We start from the raw sequence: 16,163 nt of genomic DNA on the forward strand, positions 1-16,163 counted from the left end.
CGTTTCGGGCGCGTCCGCCAGACAGTAAGCGGTTTCGCGGCCGGAGCGCGCAGAAAGTGCGAGGATCAGGGCCTTCGCCGACCAGCAGCGAAGGCTCTTGAGACGCCTATTTGATGTTGGAAAGCCGAAGCTGACGCGCGCGGGTCAGGATGGCGTTCTCGATGTCGGTCGCGGTCTGGTCGGCGGTGGCCGTGTCGGTCCAGGTTCCGCCCATGTTCACCTGCTTGAACACATTGACGTTCAGGCCGTCGGCGCGCAGGCGGGTGTCGAGGATGTAGACGGTCGCCTTGAAGCGCTCGTCGGGCTTTTCCGGGTTCACAAACCAGTCGGTGACGATCACGCCGCCGTAGGGATCGGCCGAGGCCAGGGGCATGAAGGCCAGCGTGTCCAGGGTCGCGCGCCACAGATAGCCGTTCACGCCGATCGAGCCCTCGCTGGCCGGCGCCTTTGCACCGCCACCGCCCAGGCCCTTGAAGGGATTGAAGCCGCCGCCGTCGTCCTCGACGGTGGAGAAAACCTTGGGACCCTTGGTGCTGCCGCAGGCGGACACGCCCAGAACTGACAGCGCCAGTACGCCAGCGGCGACGCCGCGCAACACCGACCCACGCTCAAACGCCATAGTAACTCGCTCCAATGTCTCGCCGGCGCGATCGCGCACCCTGGCGCGCCCCCGCAGCCGGGAGCCGGTCTATAGCATGGCCGCGCCGCCTCAAAACAGGAATCGCGTGACCGGTGCGCCACAGGCGCCGGTTGAATCGGGTCTGGCCATGCCGGCTGCGACCAAAGGTCGGTTGACCGCGTTCATTACAAGCCTTTAATCAGCAACAGGGTGCCAGTTCCTGTACGGAGCGGGCAGGGGTTTTGGGAATAGGTCACGAGTAGCGATGGTCGCGACGCGTTTCATGATGGCTGCGGCTTCGGCATTGATCCTTACGGGATCGGCCACGATTGCGCACGCCCAGACCAAGCCCCGTTCGGTGACGCCTGACTTCACCGTGAAGAACGACTTCACCAGCAACCCGCAGGGTGTGCAGTTTGGCCCGCAGTCGGCCAAGAAGACCCTGCAATGGGACACCGACAAGGGTCGCTGGGGCCTGAAGCTTGACCTCGACCAGCCTGTCGGCCGCGACTTGCAGCTCAAAGACGTCGAGGCTGGTGCCTACTACAAGGTCACCCCGTCGATCCGCGTCGGCGGCGCTGTGGCCCTGGGCGACAACAATCCTGCCCTGGCTGCCCGCAAGGCCGAGCCCCGCGAACCGGCGCCGCGCGTTCGGCTGGAAACCGCCTTCAAGTTCTAGGGTTCTCGCTCGCCAGCGCTTCGACGGCCGCGAGGCCGACGATTCCTGTGTTTTCCAAGCCTTGCACCGTTTCAGGCCGCAGTCCGCCCAGGGCGTAGACCGGCTTGTCTGTGGCCGTGACCAGCGCGCTCAGGCCTTCCAGCCCCAACGGCGCGCCCGCCGAGGGGCTGTTGCTGGCAAAAACCGGCGAGACGATCAGCGCATCCACGTCCAGAGCTTTAGCCGCCTCGACCGCCGCCGGGCTGTGGGCCGCCAGCGTGATCAGACGGTTGGGCTGCTTGAGACGCAGGGCCGCAGCCTGATCGCGCAGACGTTCGGGCAGGTGAACGCCGTCCGCCCCGATGATCTCGGCCAGGGCAATATCGGCGCCGACCAGCAGGATCAGCCCGCGTGCCGTCGTGATCGCCCGCAGCCTCAGCCCCTGTTCGACGGCGTCAACGGCGCCAAAGGCGCGAAACACCACCCCAGCCCCGCGTGGAAGGCGCATCGCCACCGCCTCGGGGTCGGCCACCCGCGCCGGATCGGTGAAGAAAAGCAGCGCCGGCAGCACGATTCCACGCACCGTCCTTGGCGCGCACAGGGCGGCCGTCCTAGACAGGACCTCCAGCGCCGTTTCAGCCGTCAAGAAAACCCCCGCATGTCAGACGCCCTCGCCAGGATCCGCGCCCGCATTGACGCCGCAACAGAGGCGGCGGGTCGCCCCGCCGGATCGGTCACCCTGGTGGCGGTGTCGAAGACCCAGCCCTGGGACCATATCGCCCCGGTTCTGGCCGCTGGCCAGAGCGTGTTTGGCGAAAACCGCGTGCAGGAGGCGATGGAGCGCTGGACCCCGCACCGCGCGGGCCTGGAACTGCGCCTGATCGGCCCCCTGCAGACCAACAAGGCCCGCGAGGCCGTCGGCTTTTTCGATGTGATCGAAACCCTCGACCGCGAAAAGCTGGCCCGTGTGCTGGCCGACGAGATCCAGCGCCAGGGGCGGACGGTGGGTCTCTATGTGCAGGTCAATATCGGCGAAGAACCCCAGAAGGCCGGGATCGCCCCCGCGCAGGCCGACGCCTTCATTGCCGCCTGTCGCGGCCCCTATGGCCTGTCGGTCGAGGGCTTGATGTGCATCCCGCCGGCCGAGGATGACCCCGCGCCGCATTTCGCCGCCTTGCGCGAGATTGCCGCGCGTAATGGCGTCGGGAAGCTGTCCATGGGCATGAGTGACGACTTCGAGATTGCCATCGCCCAGGGCGCGACCTCGGTGCGGGTGGGTTCGGCGATCTTTGGGGGACGGAGCGCCCCGGTCCTGGGCGTTTCCCCTCCTCAAGAGAAAAAATGACGCTAGGCTTCTGCGTCGCTGCCGGAAAACCTCGTGATGAACGTCTTTCCCCAAGGAACAGTCCACGAAGTCGCCGAAGATCTGCAGTCGGCGCTGCAATCGGATCCGGACATTCTCGGGCTCTGGGAACGTCTGACGCCGCTCGGGCGCAATGAATTCATCTGCTGGGTCGAGGACGCCAAACAGCCGACAACACGCGGGCGTCGTATCCAGAGAACCCTCGAAGAGTTGCTGGAAGGCAAGAAACGACCCTGTTGCTGGGCAGGCTGCATCCACCGCACCGACAAGGCCCCGAGCCGCTGGCAGCAGGCGGTCCTGATCGATGGGAAGGCCAAGAGCGGTCTATAGGCCGGGTCTAGGGCGCGATCCCCACCGCATCCCCCGGCTTGGCCACCGCCAGCAGCGCTTCCAGGTCCGCCCGCGCCAGGGCCACGCAGCCTTCGGTGCCGGAATAGTCCTCGCGGGCGAGATGCAGGAAGATCGCCGAGCCCATGCCCGGAACCGGCGGATCATCGTTGTGGGCCAGGATGCCGATCAGGTCATAGACGTGATCGTCGCGCCACAGGCGCTCGGCGCTGGCGGGGTAGGGCAGTTTGATGGGGCGGTTGTAGGCCGGGTCGCCCGGGGCGTCGCACCAGCCGTCGACGGGGGCGATGGGGCGAACGGGCAGGGCGGTGGTCGGGCCGTTGGGGTAGACGTCAGGCCTGTAGAGGATCTCGCGGATCATCCAGACGCCGACGGGGCTTTTGTTGTCGCCCTCGCGCTTGTCGGCGGCGGCGATGACGCCGGCCTTGCCCAGGGCGCAGCGCACAAGCCGGTCGCCCAGCGTGATATGGCCGTCAGCCTGAGCCCTGAAGATCATTGTCGGCTTCTCCGCGCCCGAGGGTTGTCGCAGGCCCCCGCAGCGGTGCATGTTCGCATCCATGGCGCAACGCAAGACCCTCCTGCTGATCGACGATGATGACGACCTGCGCGGCGCGCTGGCCGAGCAACTGGCGCTCCATGAGGAGTTCGCGGTGGCTGAGGCCGCCACGGCGGGCGAGGGCGTGCGCATGGCGCGCGAGATCAAGCCCGACCTTGTCCTGCTGGATGTTGATTTGCCCGACATGGACGGCCGCGAGGCCTGCCGGTTGATGCGCAAGAACGGGGTGATGTCTCCCGTCATCATGCTGACGGCGGCGGCCAGCGACTCCGACACCATCTTGGGCCTGGAATCGGGCGCCAATGACTATGTCACCAAGCCCTTCCGCTTCGGCGTGCTGCTGGCCCGCATCCGCGCCCAGCTGCGCAGCTATGAGGCCTCGGAAGACGCCCTGTTCCGCATCGGTCCGTATGAGTTCCGGCCGTCGGCCAAGCTGCTGGTCGACGAGAAGCAGAAGAAGGTGCGGTTGACCGAGAAGGAAACCAACATCCTCAAATACCTCTATCGCGCCGGCTCAAAGCCGGTGTCGCGCGAGGAGCTGCTGACCGAGGTCTGGGGCTATAACGCCGGGGTCACCACCCACACCCTGGAAACCCACGTCTATCGCTTGCGCCAGAAGATTGAACCCGACCCCACCGTGGCCAAGATTCTGATCACCGAAATGGGCGGCTATCGGCTGCAGCCTTAGTTCCTACAAACTGTCATCCCGGGCGTACCCCGGCGAAGGCCGGGGGAAGACCCGGGACCACGGCATGCGCCAGCGTTTCCGGCGGTACCGGCTCGGCGCGCTTCGCGCTTGGCCGGGATGACAGATTGAAACGCCAAAAAGAAAAACCCCGGCTGTTTCCAACCGGGGTTTCTCAAATCTCGAAAATCGACTGAACGCTTAAGCGTTGCCGATCACCTGGCCTTCGGCCTGGGCCTTGCGGGCCGCATAGACGCCGGCGAAGTCGATCGGGTCGATCAGGAAGGGCGGGAAGCCGCCTTCGCTGGTGATGTCGGCGATCAGGCGACGGGCGAAGGGGAACAGGAAGCGGGGGCACTCGATCAGCAGCACCGGCTCCAGGTCTTCTTCCGAAACCCCGCCGATGTGGAACAGGCCGCCATAGACCACTTCGACGTGGAAAACCGGCTGGTCTTCGCGCGTGGCGCGGGCCGACAGCTTCAGGTCCACCTCGAACAGGCCGTCAGTGCGACCGCGAGCGTTCATCTCAACGCCCATGTCGATGGCCGGCTGGGCCGCGCCGGCGCGCAGGCTGTCGGGAGCGTGCGGGCTCTCGAACGAGAAATCGCGCACGAACTGGGCGATGATGCGGATACCCGATTGCGCAGCCGCATTATCGTCGGCAATCCCTTCGGGGGCGGCGGTTGTGTCGGTCATTAGGACTAAATCCGTACTCGGCGTCTAAAAAAGCCGCCAGGAGAGAGCGGCGCTGCTAACACGGGGGCGGCTCGGGTGCAACGCCGGGGCGCCTGACGAACGCCCTTGCCTCGCCTATATAGACAAAGCGCCAGCCTGCCCAAGCAACCGCGGATAGCCACGTGTTCATACAAATTCTCGTTCTTGCGGTCATCGCCGCTGTCGTTCTCTACCAGCTCTATGCGACGCTGGGGCGTCGGGCGGGGCGTCAGCCTGAAGATGCGGCGCTTGCCGTCAAGCCCGCCGCGCCGGTCCTGGCACCGCTGGAAGCTGAGGCCGGTGCCCGCCTTGAAGGCGTCGCCGCCCTGCGGGCGCGCCAGCCCGACTTCGACACCGGCCACTTTCTGGGCGGTGCCCGGGCGGCCTACGAGATGATCGTCAAGGCCTTTGCGACGGGCGACCGCGAAACGCTTCAGTCCCTGCTGGCCCCTGAGGTCATGGCCAATTTCGAGGCGGCCATGGTCGCTCGCGAGGCCGAGGGGCGCACGGAAAAGATCGAGATCATGACGCCGCCGCGCGTCGACCTGGAGTCGGTCAATGTCGACGGTGACACCGCCCGGGCGGTGGTGCGCATCCTGGCCGAGGTTCGCGCCCGTTCGACCAGCGCCGAGGGCGAGGCGGTCGATGATCGCCGCACCGCCGAGCTGTGGACGTTCGAGCGCGACCTGACCTCGTCCAACCCCAACTGGGCCCTGGCCCACGTCGCTGCTGCGGAAGCCTGATGCGCCTTGGTCTGATCGCGGCGCTCGCCGCCCTGACCCTGGCGGGCTGCGCGACCCAGACACCGCCGGCGGCTCCCGTGCCAGTCGCCCCGAACGCGCCGCCGCCGCCGGTTTCGTCACTGCCGCCCGCTTCGACGGATGCCCCGACCCTGGGGTTTGCCACCTTGGCCGGTTGGCCTGACGAGGACCACCTGGCTGCGCTGGAGGCTTTCCGCGCGGGCTGCGGTGTGTCGCGAGACCCCGACCTGGCGCGTGTCTGCCAACTGGCGCGCAGCGGCACGCAGCGCGACGAGCCTGCCGCCCGTCTGTTTCTGGAGGCCAATTTCCGGCCCCAGGCTGTGGGCGACCAGGGCCTCCTGACCGCCTATTTCGCCCCGCAATATGATGCCCGCCTGTCTCGCTCGGCCGAGTTCAGCGCCCCGGTGCGCGGCCTGCCCGCCGATCTGGTGGTGCTGGATCTGGGGGCCTTCGAGGCCAGTCTCGCAGGCAAGAAGGTCACCGGCCGGGTCGCCGGCGGCAAGTTCGAGCCCTATCCCGACCGCGCTGCCATCGAGACCGCGCCGCTCGACAAGCCCCTGGCCTGGATGCGGCCCGAAGAGCTGTTCTTCCTGCAAATTCAGGGCTCTGGCATTCTGGTCCTGCCCGACGGCCGCCGCGTGCGGGCCGCCTTTGCGGGCTCAAATGGCAAACCCTTCGTCGGCATCGCCACCGCGATGCGCGACCGGGGTCTGCTGGCCGACAACAATACCTCGGGCGATGCCATCCGCGCCTGGCTGGCCGACAATCGCGGCCCAAAGGCCGATGAGGTCATGCGGCTGAACCCGCGCTATGTGTTCTTCAAGCTGTCGGAGGACGACGGCAAGGAAGCTGTTGGCGCGGCGGGCGTGCCGCTGCCGGCGGGCCGGGCCATCGCCGTGGATCCCAGCCGTCATGCGATGGGTGGTCTCTACTGGCTGGACGCCAGCGCGCCGAAGCTGGCAGGCGCCTTCCCGGCCTATCGCCGTCTGGCCGTCGCGCTGGACGTCGGCGGGGCGATCAAGGGCGAGGTTCGCGCCGATCTCTATACGGGCTCGGGTGCCGTCGCGGGGGCCGAGGCAGGCCGGGTGCGCCACGAGCTGCGCCTCTACCGCCTCGTACCGATCCCCAAGTCCTAGACCGATGAAGCGGCCGCCCCGTCCGGAAGAGCTGCGCCTGTGGGGCATGGTGGCCGATACCGTCCGGGCCAGTCCGGGCGACAAGCCGCTGAAACTGCGGGCCAAGGTCAAGATCAAGCCGATCAGGGCCCCCAAGGCCGAGAAGGTTCAGCCCACCTACCTGGCCTCGATCGCGCCGCTGCGGATCGATCCGTCGGAGATCAGGCCGGCGCCTGCGCGCACGCCCAAGTCCGCGCCCGAGCACATCGAACCCAATCGCCGTCGTCGGCTGATCAAGGAGCACGACCCGATCGGCGCGCGCCTCGACCTGCACGGCTTTGACCAGGATCAGGCCCGGCCAGCCCTGGAGGGCTTCATTCGTCGCGCCTATGCCGACGGCCACCGCGCCGTGCTGGTCATCACCGGCAAGGGCAAGGTCGGCCACGGGGTGCTGAAGAAACGCACGCCGGAATGGCTGGCGGCTCCGGCCCTGCGCGAGATGATCGCGGGGGTGTCACAGGCCGATCAGCGGCATGGCGGCGAGGGCGCGCTCTATGTGGCGCTGAAGCGGCGGGGCTAAACCTAGCGACCGCAGGTCGAGGCTATCCGCCTAAGCGGCTCTGCTTGGCCTACGAACCAAACGCCGTATTCCTGATCTGGCGCGACGATTTCGACCTCCGGATCAAGGTGCGTCACCTTGGTAAGGTTCCGCCGCATCGCTGACGTCATCCGCACACGGCCCACCAGCGATTTCCCGACAGTCTGTGTGTTGAACACGATACGCCTCCCGCCGATGTGCATCGCCAGGGGCTGTTTCCAGGCAGAGGCCGGCGCTTCGACATTTTCGCCCTGGAATTCCAGCAGAAGCTCGCCCGTTGTCGGAACGCAGGTGGCGCGAAAGAGAACCGACGCCTGATTCCAGCTCAAAAAAACAGCCGTCGCTCTTGAAGAGCCATCCCAGGTCTCTTGCCGAAGCACCCATTGATCGTCGCGTGACTGCGCCTGCGCGACGCCCGACGACAAAATCGATGCTGCGGCAAGGGCCGCGATCAGACAATGCATCCTGCACTCCAGCGTGGTGCCGGATTGGAACACGCGCAAAGCTCGCGTGGAAGCAGGTAACTTAGCCGCCGCGCGAAGCCTTCTCGGCGATCCCCGAAGTCCCCTCACGGGCCGCCAGCTTGTCGGCCACCGCGTCGAGCGAGACGTCCGAGGCCACCATCAGGACCAGCCAGTGATAGAGCAGGTCGGCGCTCTCGCCGGCGATCTCATCGGGCCCCTGGGCCACGGCGGCGATCACCGTCTCGACGGCTTCCTCGCCCAGCTTCTTGGCGGCCAGTTTCGGGTCGGCCAGCAGTTTGGCGGTATAGGACGCGGCCGGATCTCCGCCCTTGCGGGTCTCGATCGTGGCGGCCAGGCGCTCCAGCGTCGCAAACAGCTTGCTCATGCCGCGCCCTTCAGATCGTCCAGGCGCACGGGGATCCCGGCGTCAGCCATGGCCCGTTTGGCCTGCCCGATGCTGATTTCGCCGAAGTGGAAGATCGAGGCGGCCAGCACGGCGGCGGCGTGGCCGTCGCGGGCGGCTTCGACCAGGTGCTCGGTCTTGCCGGCCCCGCCCGAGGCGATCACCGGCACGGAAACCGCGCCGGTCACGGCCTTGAGCAGGGGAATGTCATAGCCGATCTTGGCGCCGTCGCGGTCCATCGAGGTCAGCAGGATCTCGCCCGCGCCGCGTTCCACCACCCTGGCCGCCCAGTCGACGACGTCGAGGCCGGTGTCTTTGCGACCGCCATAGGTCCAGACGTTCCAGCCCGAGCCGTCCTCGCGCAGCTTGGCGTCGATGGCCACGACGATGCACTGGGCGCCGAAAGCATCGGCCCCGGCGGCGATCAGGTCAGGGTTTTCGACAGCGGCCGTATTGGTCGAGACCTTGTCGGCCCCGGCCAGCAGCAGGCGGCGCATGTCGGCCACCTCGCGCACGCCGCCACCGACCGAGACCGGCATGAAACAGACCTCAGCGGTGCGGGAAATCACATCCAGCAGCAGGCCGCGCTTTTCGCTGGAGGCGGTGATGTCGAGGAACATCAGCTCGTCGGCCCCGGCCGCGTCATAGGCGCGGGCCTGCTCCACCGGATCGCCGGCGTCGCGCAGGGCCACGAAGTTGACGCCCTTGACCACCCGCCCGTCCTTCACGTCGAGGCAGGGAATGATCCGGGTCTTCAGCATCAGGCGGCCGCCACCGTCAGGGCCTGGGCCGGCTGGATGGTTCCGGCATAGAGCGATCGGCCCAGGATGGCTCCGGCGATCTTGACGCCCTGGCGAGCCTTCAGGCGTTCGATGTCGGCCACGGCCGCCACCCCGCCCGAGGCGATCACGGGGATCGAAACCGCGTCGGCCAGTTCGCCCACGCCCTCGACGTTCACGCCCGTAAGGGCACCGTCGCGGCTGATGTCGGTGATGATCAGGGCCGCCACGCCGGCGTCCTCGAAGCGGCGCGACAGGTCGATGGCGGAGAGTTCGGACAGACCGGTCCAGCCGTCGATCGCCACCTTGCCGTCGCGCACATCGACGGCCACGGCGATCTGCTCGGGCCACAGGCGGGCGGCCTTCTTGACCAGTTCGGGATCATGCACGGCGATGGTGCCCAGGATGACGCGGCTGACGCCGGCCTCGATCCAGGCCTCGATACCCTCCAGCGTGCGGATGCCGCCGCCCAGTTGTACGGGGATCGAGATCGATTCCAGGATCGACTGTACGGCGGCCGTATTGACCGACTTGCCCTCAATGGCGCCGTTCAGGTCAACGACGTGCAGCCATGAGAAGCCGTCCTTCACAAAGCGCTCGGCCTGGTCGGCGGGGCTGTTGTTGAAGACCGTGGCCTTGTCCATGTCGCCGTGCAGCAGGCGCACGCACTGGCCGTCCTTCAGGTCGATGGCGGGATAGAGGATCATGGGCGCCATTCCAGAAAGTTGGCGAGCAGGGAAAGACCTGCGGCTTGAGATTTCTCGGGGTGAAACTGTACGCCGGCCACGTTGTCCTTGACCACCGCCGCCGTGAACGGGCCGCCGTGGTCAGTGGTCGCCAGGACATCGGCCGGATCGGTCGGCGTCAGGGCGAAGGAGTTGGCGTAGTACATGTGGGCGCCGTCGGCGACGCCGGAAAACAATGGGTGATCACGTGTCAGTTTAATCGCATTCCAGCCCATGTGCGGAATGGTCAGGGCCGGGTCGCTGGGTGCAAGTTTCCTGACCTCTCCGGCGATCCAGTCCAGGCCCGGCGTAACGCCGAACTCCAGGCCGCGGGTGGCCAGAAGCTGGTGGCCGACGCAGATGCCCAGGAAGGGCGCGCCCTTGCCGTGGACAGCCTGGTTCATCGCCTCATAGACGCCCGAGGCGTCCAGGCCCGCTCGGCATGAGGCAAAGGCCCCGACGCCGGGCAGCACCACGCGGTCGGCGGCGGCCACGATGTCGGGCTGGGCCGTGACAACGATGTCAGCAGCGATCCCGTGGCGGCGGGCCGCCTCACGCAGGGCTTTCTCGGCCGAGCGCAGGTTGCCCGACCCGTAATCGATCAGGGCGACGGTCTGCATGAAATCAGCTTCCTACAGCACGCCCTTGGTGGAGGGGGCCTGGCCGCCGGTCTTGGGGTCGATCTCGACCGCCTGACGCAGCGCCCGGGCCAGGGCCTTGAACCCGCTCTCAGCGACGTGGTGGGTGTTGTCGCCGTACAGGGTCTCCAGATGGACGCAGGCCCCGCAGTTCATGGCGAAGGCGTGGTGGAACTCCTTGAAGAGCTCGGTGTCCATCTCGCCGACCTTGGGTCGCTTGAAATCGACCTTCCAGATCAGATAGGGCCGGTTCGAGAGATCGATGGCGCAGCGCGTCAGGGTCTCGTCCATCGGGATATAGGCGTGGCCGAAGCGCCGGATGCCCTTGAAGCCTTCCAGCGCCTTGTTAACGGCCAGGCCCAGCACGATTCCGGTGTCTTCCACCGTGTGGTGCATGTCGATGTGCAGGTCGCCCTTGGTCTCGACCTTCAGGTCGAAGCCGCCATGGCGCGCGAAGCTCTCCAGCATATGGTCGTAAAAACCAATGCCGGTGGAGATCGTCGAGACGCCGGTCCCGTCGAGATCGATCCAGACCCGGATCTGGGTCTCCTTCGTCTCGCGGACCACTTCAGCGGTGCGGGCCATGGTTGTTCCTTACAGGCCGTTTTGGGTCGCGAGATCCCGCAGATTGACCTGCGGACGCGGCCCGTAGTGGGCGATGACCTCGGCGGCGGCCAGGGAGCCCAGCTGGCCACAGACCGGCAGAGGGCGGCCCTGGGACAGGCCGTAGAGGAAACCCGCCGCGTATTGGTCGCCCGCGCCGGTCGTGTCCACGACTTTTTCGACAGGGTAGGCCGAGATTTCGTGGATCTGACCGCCTGCGACCACGACCGAGCCGTGTTCGCTGCGGGTGACGGCGGCGATGGTGACGCGCTCCGACAGGGCCTTCACGGCGGCATCGAAATCGTCGGTCTCGAACATCGCGCAGACTTCAGAAGCGTTGGCGAAGACGATGTCGCACTGGGTCTCGACGAAGCCCAGCAGGGCGGCGCGGTGACGCTCGACGACGAAGCTGTCGCTCAGGGTGATGGCGATCTGGCGGCCGGCACCGTGGGCCAGGGCGGCGGCCTTGGCGAAGGCGCGGCGGGCCTCGGGCGGATCGAACAGATAACCTTCCAGATAGGAATAGCGCGCCGCCTCGATGATCGCCGGATCGACGTCGGCGCTGGTCAGCTCCACGCAGGCACCCAGATAGGTGCTCATGGTGCGCTGGGCGTCGGCGGTGACATTGATCAGGCTCTGGGCCGTTGCCGGGCCTTCGGCCAGGGGCGGGGTGGTGAAGGTGGCGCCGATGGCGCGCATGTCGTGGGTGAAGACGCGGCCCAACTGGTCGTCGGCGACCTTGCCGATAAAGGCGGCTCGACCGCCGAAGCTGGCCACACCGGCGACGGTATTGCCCGCCGAACCGCCGGAGGCCTCGATACCCGAGGCCATCACGTCATACAGGGTGGAAGCGCGCGCTACGTCGATCAGGGCCATGGAGCCCTTCACCAGGCCTTCGCGAGCCAGGAAGGCGTCGTCGCACTGGGCGATCACGTCGACGATGGCGTTGCCGATGGCGGCGACGTCGTAGAGTGCGGTCATGGAGGTCTGCAAGCCTTTGAAAGAGCAGGGCGCGGAACAGGTTCGAAGGGCGGCAAGTAAAGGATGCGGGCGATCAAGGCAATGTGAGCCTTGCCGACCCGTGTGCGGCATTCTACCCCCAAGGCTATGACCGATATCCTTATTCTGGCCCCGGCGGCCGATGAGCCCAGGTTCGCCTCAAGCTGGGACCCTCTGTTTCAGCGGCTGGCCGGCCCCTTGCGGGCCCATGGCCTGACGGTTGAGGCCCAGGCCTGGACCAACGCCGTTGATCCAGGTTGCGCGGCCTTGGTCCTGCCGCTGATCGCCTGGGGCTATCACCTGCGTCAGACCGACTGGTTTGCCCAGCTGGACGCCTGGGAGACCGATGAGGTGCCGGTGCTCAATCCGGTCCCGACCCTGCGCTGGAACACCACCAAGACCTATCTGATCGAACTGGAAGGCAAGGGCGCGCCGGTGGTTCCCACCCACGCGCATGATTGTCTCACCGAAGAGGCCATCGCCGCCGCCTTCGACGCCTTCGGGGTCGACGAACTGGTGGTCAAGCCGCAGGTCTCGGGGGGCTCGCAGGACACGGTGCGGGTGAAACGTCACGGCGTGCTGCAGGGCGGGCCCGTGGGTCCGGCCCTGATCCAGCCCTTCCTGCCGGCGGTCGGCGAGGAGGGCGAGCTGTCGCTGTTCTATTTCGACGGGGCGTTCAGTCACGCCGTGGCCAAGGTGGCCAAGCCTGGTGATTTCCGGGTTCAGCCGCAGTTTGGCGGCCAGGTCAGCGGCGTTGCGCCCGAGCCTGAGGCCCTGCGCGCAGCCCAGATGGTTCTGGAGGCCGCTGACAAGCCGCTGACCTATGCCCGCATCGACCTGATCCGGGGCCTGGACCATACGCCGCAGCTGATGGAGCTGGAGGTGATCGAGCCAGACCTGTTCCTCGAACACGCCCACGACCACGGGGCGGCCTTTGCGGCGGCGATCAAGGCCCGGCTTTGAAGGCGGGGGTCTGGCGAACTGGCTCGGCCGTCCCATCTGTCATGTAACCGCAGGAGTTGCTGATGACTGACCTTTCCGCCTTCCCGATCACGACCCGCTGGCCTGCCAGCCATGCTGACCGCCTGCAGCTCTATTCGCTGCCCACGCCCAACGGCGTGAAGGTGTCGATCATGCTGGAGGAGATCGGCCTGCCGTATGAGCCGCATCTGATCAATATCGGCGCCAACGAGACCTGGATCCCGGAATATCTTGCCCTGAACCCCAACGGCAAGATCCCGGCGATCATTGATCCGCATGGGCCGGGCGGCCAGCCCCTGGGGCTGTGGGAGTCGGGTGCGATCCTGCTCTATCTGGCTGAAAAGACCGGCAAGCTGCTCCCGGTCGATCCGGTGGCGCGGATCGAGACCATACAATGGGTCTTTTTCCAGATGGCCGCAGTGGGCCCGATGTTCGGCCAGATGGGCTACTTCTACAAGTTTGCGGGCAAGGACATTGAGGACAAGCGCCCGCGTGACCGCTACGCCGCCGAAAGCAAGCGCCTGCTGGGCGTGCTCGAAGGCCGCTTGCAGGACCGTGACTTCCTCATGGGCGAGGATTTCACCATCGCCGATGTTTCGATGATCGGCTGGGTGCGTGCCGTGGTCAGCTTCTATGAGGCCGGCGAGCTGGTCGACTATGCCAGCCTGAAGGCCGTTCCGGCCTGGCTGGAACGCTGCCTGGCGCGACCGGCCGTACAGCGGGGCCTCAACATTCCCGCCAGACCTTAATCTCTGGTTTCGGGCGGCGGCTCCTCGCCGCCCGCAAAACCCGGGAGGCTCCAGCCCAGCTTGATGGCGCAGGCCCGCAGGCCGAACGCCGAAGCGAAACCCGCCAGCCCGGCCGGCCAGAAGGCCATGCCCAGCAGCTGCAGCACTGCAAATACCCCTGCGCCCAGCAGGGCGGCGGTGATGTAGATCTCGCGGCGCAGCAGCAGGTTGGGCTCTTCGGCCAGCACATCGCGGATCACGCCGCCAAAGGCGGTGGTCAGCACGCCCATCACGACGGCGGTAAAGGGATGCACGCCCAGGCTCAGGGCCTTGGCCGTGCCGACCACGGCGTAGGCGGCCATGCCCAGGGCGTCCAGCCACAGCAGGGCCCGGAAGCGCCAGCCGCGCTTGCCCAGCAGCCAGACCACGGTCGCGGCAGCCAGGCACGCCAGGATGTAGCCGGGCCGCTGGATCCAGAACACCGGCGCACCGATCAGCAGATCGCGCAGCGTGCCGCCCCCCACGCCGGTGATCGCCGCAAAGAAGCCGAAGGTGATGATGTCGTGCTTGCGCCGCGCCGCCGCCAGGGCTCCGGTGGCCCCGAATACGGCCACGGCGGCATAGTCCAGCCAGAACAGGGCGGTTGAAAGGGGGTTGGCCAGGGGGTCGGAAATCGCGTCCATCCGCGTTCATGCCACGACGTCGCGGAGCAGGGCAGCGGCTTGCACGGTAATATCTGATTTACACTTTCGCCCGTTCCCCTAAAGGAGCGCGGATGAGCGATACCCCCGAGCAGAAAAAGGGCTGGTTCCAGCGCCTGACCTCCGGCCTGGCCCGGTCGTCCAGGGCGGTGACCGAACAGGTCGCCGGGACCTTTACGCGCAAGCCGCTCGACCAGGAGCAGCTTGACGCCCTGGAGGAGATGCTGATCGAGGCCGATCTGGGCCCGCAGATCGCCGCCCGTATCGCCGACGCTTTCGGCAAGGCGCGTTTTGGCAAGTCGTCGACCGAGCGCGAGGTCAAGGAAGCTCTCGCCGAACTGGTCGCCGCCGAGCTGGCCGATCGCGAAGGCCGTTTCGACCCGCTGTCGGGGCCTCGCCCCTATGTGGTGCTGTTCATCGGCGTCAACGGCTCGGGCAAGACCACCACCCTGGGCAAGATCGCCGCCGACCTGACCGAAAAGGGCGCCCGCGTCCTGATCGCCGCCGGCGACACCTTCCGTGCCGCCGCCGTTGAGCAGCTGAAGGTCTGGGCCGACCGGGCAGGGGCCGACTTCATGTCCAAGCCCACGGGCTCCGACGCCGCCGCCCTGGCCTATGAGGCCGTCGAGCGGGCCAAGGAAGAGGGCTACGACGTCGTCCTGATCGACACTGCCGGCCGGCTGCAGAACAAGCAGGGCCTGATGGACGAGCTGCTCAAGGTCATCCGCGTGGTCAAGAAGGTCGATCCTGACTATCCGCATGAGACCCTGCTGGTGCTGGACGCCACGGTGGGTCGCAACGCCCTGGCGCAGGAAAAGATCTTCGGCAACCAGGTCGGGGTGTCCGGGATTGTCATGACCAAGCTGGACGGCACCGCGCGCGGCGGGGTGCTGGTGCCGGTGGCCCGCGCCAGTGACAGCCCGATCAAGCTGATCGGGGTGGGCGAGGGGGTCGAGGACCTGCAACCCTTCGACGCCCGCGCCTTCTCGCGCTCGCTGGTCGGGCTGGAGGACGAGGCGTGAGCCAGACACCGGTCAAGAAGAACGCGGCCTGGGTCCGCACCGCCGTCGATTATGGCGCGCCGATCGCCTTCGGTATCGCCTATTTCACCACCAAGAACTTCCAGACCGCCACCTGGGTGCTGGTCGCCGCCTCAGCCGTGGCCCTGGGCGTCGGTTATGCGGTCGAGCGACGGGTCGCTCTGCTGCCGCTGTTTTCGGGCGTGATGGCCCTGATCTTCGGCGCCCTGGGCCTGATCTTCCACAGCGACGTGTTCGTGAAGATCAAGGTCACGGTGGTCAATGGCGCTTTGGCGGCCGCCATGATCGGCGGTGTGCTGATGAAGCGCGCCCCGCTCAAGGTGCTGATGGGCGAGGCCATTCAGATGTCGGACGCGGCCTGGCGGACCCTGACCCTGCGCTATGGGGCCTATTTCGCGTCGGCCGCCGTGCTCAACGAGATCGTCCGCCTCACCCAGGACACCCCCACCTGGGTCAAGTTCCGGGTCGCCCTGTTGCCTTTGGCCATCATCTTCTCCCTGACCCAGCTGCCTTTCATGATGAAGCACATGGCCAAGGGTGAAGAGCCCCAGGCTCCGGAGCCGCCTGACGCGGGCTTCTGAGGCCCTGCCGGCGGGGCTTTGGCCGTCCACGGAACATTGTCGTCAAAACGACGCGTAACGATGATACTTCCCTCTCCGTCGGCGGACCAGACGAGGGTGGGACC

At 66.9% G+C, this 16,163-nt stretch carries 23 protein-coding genes; 11 read left to right on the forward strand and 12 right to left on the reverse strand.

What is annotated here, in order from left to right; all coding sequences use genetic code 11:
- Window positions 1-106 precede the first annotated feature (106 nt).
- Window positions 107-634, reverse strand: coding sequence for a DUF3576 domain-containing protein (locus ACW179_RS05520; protein ID WP_492063300.1), 528 nt, complete (start codon window positions 632-634; stop codon window positions 107-109).
- 250 nt (window positions 635-884) lie between these two features.
- Here ACW179_RS05520 and ACW179_RS05525 point away from each other — a divergent pair, with 250 nt between their 5' ends.
- Entirely contained in the window at window positions 885-1,298 is a 414-nt protein-coding gene (locus tag ACW179_RS05525; protein ID WP_492063301.1) for an NtrZ family periplasmic regulatory protein, read from the forward strand.
- Here ACW179_RS05525 and ACW179_RS05530 read toward each other — a convergent pair.
- Window positions 1,288-1,923 carry a thiamine phosphate synthase gene (locus ACW179_RS05530; RefSeq protein ID WP_492063302.1) on the reverse strand — a complete coding sequence of 212 codons (636 nt, stop codon included), beginning with the start codon at window positions 1,921-1,923 and terminating at the stop codon, window positions 1,288-1,290. The two genes, ACW179_RS05525 and ACW179_RS05530, sit on opposite strands and share 11 nt — an antisense overlap.
- A 12-nt stretch (window positions 1,924-1,935) precedes the next feature.
- Between ACW179_RS05530 and ACW179_RS05535 the strand changes: the two genes are divergently transcribed.
- Both ACW179_RS05535 and ACW179_RS05540 read left to right on the forward strand, forming a co-directional pair.
- On the forward strand, window positions 1,936-2,622 hold the full coding sequence (locus ACW179_RS05535) for a YggS family pyridoxal phosphate-dependent enzyme (protein WP_492063303.1): 687 nt from the start codon (window positions 1,936-1,938) through the stop codon (window positions 2,620-2,622).
- A gap of 36 nt (window positions 2,623-2,658) precedes the next feature.
- Window positions 2,659-2,970 (forward strand): YdeI/OmpD-associated family protein, encoded by a 312-nt coding sequence (locus tag ACW179_RS05540; protein ID WP_492063304.1) that lies wholly within the window; start codon window positions 2,659-2,661, stop codon window positions 2,968-2,970.
- A 7-nt stretch (window positions 2,971-2,977) separates the two neighbouring features.
- Here the strand turns inward: ACW179_RS05540 and ACW179_RS05545 are convergent, their stop codons facing one another.
- A complete protein-coding gene (locus ACW179_RS05545) occupies window positions 2,978-3,484 on the reverse strand; it encodes a L,D-transpeptidase family protein (RefSeq protein WP_492063305.1) in 507 nt (168 codons plus the stop codon).
- A 61-nt stretch (window positions 3,485-3,545) separates the two neighbouring features.
- Here ACW179_RS05545 and ACW179_RS05550 point away from each other — a divergent pair, with 61 nt between their 5' ends.
- Entirely contained in the window at window positions 3,546-4,232 is a 687-nt protein-coding gene (locus tag ACW179_RS05550; RefSeq protein WP_492064259.1) for a response regulator transcription factor, read from the forward strand.
- Window positions 4,233-4,430: 198 nt separating this feature from the next.
- Here the strand turns inward: ACW179_RS05550 and secB are convergent, their stop codons facing one another.
- Window positions 4,431-4,925: a protein-export chaperone SecB gene (gene secB / locus ACW179_RS05555; protein ID WP_492063306.1), complete on the reverse strand. Its 495-nt coding sequence runs from the start codon at window positions 4,923-4,925 to the stop codon at window positions 4,431-4,433.
- 161 nt (window positions 4,926-5,086) lie between these two features.
- Here secB and timA point away from each other — a divergent pair, with 161 nt between their 5' ends.
- Genes timA through ACW179_RS05570 form a run of 3 tightly spaced genes read left to right on the forward strand, consistent with a single transcriptional unit; the run spans window position 5,087 to window position 7,399 of the window.
- Window positions 5,087-5,686 carry a TIM44-related membrane protein TimA gene (timA, locus tag ACW179_RS05560; RefSeq protein WP_492063307.1) on the forward strand — a complete coding sequence of 200 codons (600 nt, stop codon included), beginning with the start codon at window positions 5,087-5,089 and terminating at the stop codon, window positions 5,684-5,686.
- Entirely contained in the window at window positions 5,686-6,840 is a 1,155-nt protein-coding gene (gene mltA, locus ACW179_RS05565; RefSeq protein WP_492063308.1) for a murein transglycosylase A, read from the forward strand. The genes timA and mltA overlap by 1 nt, the downstream gene beginning before the upstream one ends.
- A 4-nt stretch (window positions 6,841-6,844) precedes the next feature.
- Entirely contained in the window at window positions 6,845-7,399 is a 555-nt protein-coding gene (locus ACW179_RS05570; protein ID WP_492063309.1) for a Smr/MutS family protein, read from the forward strand.
- 2 nt (window positions 7,400-7,401) lie between these two features.
- On the opposite strand, the gene ACW179_RS05575 is transcribed toward ACW179_RS05570, so the two are convergent.
- The 7 genes from ACW179_RS05575 to ACW179_RS05605 all read right to left on the reverse strand — a co-directional run bounded on the left by ACW179_RS05575 (window position 7,402) and on the right by ACW179_RS05605 (window position 12,010).
- Window positions 7,402-7,881: a hypothetical protein gene (locus tag ACW179_RS05575; RefSeq protein ID WP_492063310.1), complete on the reverse strand. Its 480-nt coding sequence runs from the start codon at window positions 7,879-7,881 to the stop codon at window positions 7,402-7,404.
- A 61-nt stretch (window positions 7,882-7,942) separates the two neighbouring features.
- On the reverse strand, window positions 7,943-8,266 hold the full coding sequence (locus ACW179_RS05580) for a phosphoribosyl-ATP diphosphatase (protein ID WP_492063311.1): 324 nt from the start codon (window positions 8,264-8,266) through the stop codon (window positions 7,943-7,945).
- Window positions 8,263-9,045 (reverse strand): imidazole glycerol phosphate synthase subunit HisF, encoded by a 783-nt coding sequence (gene hisF / locus ACW179_RS05585; protein ID WP_492063312.1) that lies wholly within the window; start codon window positions 9,043-9,045, stop codon window positions 8,263-8,265. The genes ACW179_RS05580 and hisF overlap by 4 nt, the downstream gene beginning before the upstream one ends.
- Entirely contained in the window at window positions 9,045-9,779 is a 735-nt protein-coding gene (gene hisA / locus ACW179_RS05590) for a 1-(5-phosphoribosyl)-5-[(5-phosphoribosylamino)methylideneamino]imidazole-4-carboxamide isomerase (RefSeq protein ID WP_492063313.1), read from the reverse strand. The genes hisF and hisA overlap by 1 nt, the downstream gene beginning before the upstream one ends.
- Window positions 9,767-10,408, reverse strand: a complete 642-nt coding sequence (gene hisH / locus ACW179_RS05595) for an imidazole glycerol phosphate synthase subunit HisH (RefSeq protein ID WP_492063314.1) — start codon at window positions 10,406-10,408, stop codon at window positions 9,767-9,769. The genes hisA and hisH overlap by 13 nt, the downstream gene beginning before the upstream one ends.
- A gap of 12 nt (window positions 10,409-10,420) precedes the next feature.
- Window positions 10,421-11,011 carry an imidazoleglycerol-phosphate dehydratase HisB gene (hisB, locus tag ACW179_RS05600; RefSeq protein WP_419253510.1) on the reverse strand — a complete coding sequence of 197 codons (591 nt, stop codon included), beginning with the start codon at window positions 11,009-11,011 and terminating at the stop codon, window positions 10,421-10,423.
- A 9-nt stretch (window positions 11,012-11,020) separates the two neighbouring features.
- Complete coding sequence (locus ACW179_RS05605) at window positions 11,021-12,010, reverse strand: adenosine kinase (RefSeq protein ID WP_492063315.1); 990 nt, start codon at window positions 12,008-12,010, stop codon at window positions 11,021-11,023.
- A gap of 126 nt (window positions 12,011-12,136) precedes the next feature.
- On the opposite strand from ACW179_RS05605, the gene ACW179_RS05610 reads away from it, so the two are divergent.
- Together ACW179_RS05610 and ACW179_RS05615 are read left to right on the forward strand one after the other, a co-directional pair.
- On the forward strand, window positions 12,137-12,991 hold the full coding sequence (locus ACW179_RS05610; RefSeq protein WP_492063316.1) for an ATP-grasp domain-containing protein: 855 nt from the start codon (window positions 12,137-12,139) through the stop codon (window positions 12,989-12,991).
- A 62-nt stretch (window positions 12,992-13,053) separates the two neighbouring features.
- A complete protein-coding gene (locus ACW179_RS05615) occupies window positions 13,054-13,758 on the forward strand; it encodes a glutathione S-transferase N-terminal domain-containing protein (RefSeq protein ID WP_492063317.1) in 705 nt (234 codons plus the stop codon).
- On the opposite strand, the gene ACW179_RS05620 is transcribed toward ACW179_RS05615, so the two are convergent.
- Window positions 13,755-14,420, reverse strand: a complete 666-nt coding sequence (locus ACW179_RS05620; RefSeq protein WP_492063318.1) for a trimeric intracellular cation channel family protein — start codon at window positions 14,418-14,420, stop codon at window positions 13,755-13,757. The two genes, ACW179_RS05615 and ACW179_RS05620, sit on opposite strands and share 4 nt — an antisense overlap.
- Before the next feature lie 92 nt (window positions 14,421-14,512).
- Between ACW179_RS05620 and ftsY the strand changes: the two genes are divergently transcribed.
- Together ftsY and ACW179_RS05630 are read left to right on the forward strand one after the other, a co-directional pair.
- Complete coding sequence (ftsY, locus tag ACW179_RS05625; RefSeq protein ID WP_492063319.1) at window positions 14,513-15,460, forward strand: signal recognition particle-docking protein FtsY; 948 nt, start codon at window positions 14,513-14,515, stop codon at window positions 15,458-15,460.
- Complete coding sequence (locus ACW179_RS05630) at window positions 15,457-16,059, forward strand: inner membrane-spanning protein YciB (protein ID WP_492063320.1); 603 nt, start codon at window positions 15,457-15,459, stop codon at window positions 16,057-16,059. The genes ftsY and ACW179_RS05630 overlap by 4 nt, the downstream gene beginning before the upstream one ends.
- Window positions 16,060-16,163: the final 104 nt, after the last annotated feature.

This window comes from Caulobacter sp. AVps18, assembly GCF_058681425.1.

Excerpts from the sequence above, each read along its gene's own strand:
- ACW179_RS05535 (WP_492063303.1), top strand. The coding sequence starts at position 1,936 with ATGTCAGACGCCCTCGCCAGGATCCGCGCCCGCATTGACGCCGCAACA.
- ftsY (WP_492063319.1), top strand. The coding sequence starts at position 14,513 with ATGAGCGATACCCCCGAGCAGAAAAAGGGCTGGTTCCAGCGCCTGACC.
- mltA (WP_492063308.1), top strand. The coding sequence starts at position 5,686 with ATGCGCCTTGGTCTGATCGCGGCGCTCGCCGCCCTGACCCTGGCGGGC.
- ACW179_RS05545 (WP_492063305.1), bottom strand. The coding sequence starts at position 3,484 with ATGATCTTCAGGGCTCAGGCTGACGGCCATATCACGCTGGGCGACCGG.
- ACW179_RS05610 (WP_492063316.1), top strand. The coding sequence starts at position 12,137 with ATGACCGATATCCTTATTCTGGCCCCGGCGGCCGATGAGCCCAGGTTC.
- ACW179_RS05620 (WP_492063318.1), bottom strand. The coding sequence starts at position 14,420 with ATGGACGCGATTTCCGACCCCCTGGCCAACCCCCTTTCAACCGCCCTG.
- ACW179_RS05550 (WP_492064259.1), top strand. The coding sequence starts at position 3,546 with ATGGCGCAACGCAAGACCCTCCTGCTGATCGACGATGATGACGACCTG.
- ACW179_RS05605 (WP_492063315.1), bottom strand. The coding sequence starts at position 12,010 with ATGACCGCACTCTACGACGTCGCCGCCATCGGCAACGCCATCGTCGAC.
- ACW179_RS05525 (WP_492063301.1), top strand. The coding sequence starts at position 885 with ATGGTCGCGACGCGTTTCATGATGGCTGCGGCTTCGGCATTGATCCTT.
- hisF (WP_492063312.1), bottom strand. The coding sequence starts at position 9,045 with ATGCTGAAGACCCGGATCATTCCCTGCCTCGACGTGAAGGACGGGCGG.
- hisA (WP_492063313.1), bottom strand. The coding sequence starts at position 9,779 with ATGGCGCCCATGATCCTCTATCCCGCCATCGACCTGAAGGACGGCCAG.
- secB (WP_492063306.1), bottom strand. The coding sequence starts at position 4,925 with ATGACCGACACAACCGCCGCCCCCGAAGGGATTGCCGACGATAATGCG.
- ACW179_RS05570 (WP_492063309.1), top strand. The coding sequence starts at position 6,845 with ATGAAGCGGCCGCCCCGTCCGGAAGAGCTGCGCCTGTGGGGCATGGTG.
- ACW179_RS05575 (WP_492063310.1), bottom strand. The coding sequence starts at position 7,881 with ATGCATTGTCTGATCGCGGCCCTTGCCGCAGCATCGATTTTGTCGTCG.
- ACW179_RS05540 (WP_492063304.1), top strand. The coding sequence starts at position 2,659 with ATGAACGTCTTTCCCCAAGGAACAGTCCACGAAGTCGCCGAAGATCTG.
- ACW179_RS05615 (WP_492063317.1), top strand. The coding sequence starts at position 13,054 with ATGACTGACCTTTCCGCCTTCCCGATCACGACCCGCTGGCCTGCCAGC.
- ACW179_RS05580 (WP_492063311.1), bottom strand. The coding sequence starts at position 8,266 with ATGAGCAAGCTGTTTGCGACGCTGGAGCGCCTGGCCGCCACGATCGAG.
- hisH (WP_492063314.1), bottom strand. The coding sequence starts at position 10,408 with ATGCAGACCGTCGCCCTGATCGATTACGGGTCGGGCAACCTGCGCTCG.
- hisB (WP_419253510.1), bottom strand. The coding sequence starts at position 11,011 with ATGGCCCGCACCGCTGAAGTGGTCCGCGAGACGAAGGAGACCCAGATC.